The sequence below is a fragment of the Acidovorax sp. KPB24-07 genome (assembly GCF_057543315.1).
The window spans coordinates 1-757 of sequence record NZ_BAAJYS010000841.1; the positions used below are offsets into that span (position 1 = coordinate 1).

The 757-nt window shown below is 69.6% G+C and carries 1 protein-coding gene; it reads right to left on the bottom strand.

Annotation, left to right across the window (positions count from 1 at the left end; genetic code table 11):
• Positions 1 to 210 (bottom strand): thermonuclease family protein (locus AC27IQ_RS26185; protein ID WP_487091391.1); only part of this gene is annotated, 210 nt, incomplete at its 3' end.
• Positions 211 to 757 lie beyond the last annotated feature (547 nt).

Sequence of the window (757 nt, forward strand, 5' to 3'; positions counted from 1 at the left end):
GTCGCGGGCCACGGTCTGCAGCGTGGCTTTCTGCCGCAGGCACAGGCGCGCAAGGTTCTGGCGGGACGGCGGGCCGAACGCCTGGCGGCGCTCGGGCGCATCGATGGCGGCCAGGCGCACCTGGATCGGGCGGCGGTCGCCGCAGCGGGCGGTGAGGGTGTCGCCGTCGCTGACGGCGACGACCAGGCAGAGCAGGGTGGCGATGGGCACGGGGGATCGGAGCGGGGATCGGAGCGGGGGAGGGGATGCAATGAAGGCGGGCGCAGGGGCCGTGCCGGCCGCGCACTATAGCGGCACCCCGGAAAAGTGCCGGCCGCGCCCGGCCGCCACTGCCCAAAATGCAGGCACCGGGCTGCAAGCCACTGCCTGCGCCGATCCGGCGGGTTGTCCCTGGGGTTGTCCACAGAACGGCCCACAGAGGGCGGGCATAACTTCGGCATGCGGTGGAGGGGCGCTCGCAACGCAGGCGCTCCAGGCGAAAAATGCTTCCAGGACAATCAGTACTAAGGCATTGTGCTATCAAAAAAGTAGCGTTTTGCCGGCCAGCCTGAAACCACTGGATACACTGCCGTCCGCATGCGCCCCTGACGTGGCTGCGCAGGCAGACATCGCACGACACCAAGGACACGAGGGCATGGCAACGGGGCACGACACATCCACATCCACATCCCCATTCGATTTCGCGCGGGCGGCGTGCCGCCGTGGCAGGGTTCTGGCGGCCGGCATCGCGCTGGCGGGGCTGGGCGCGCTCGGTACG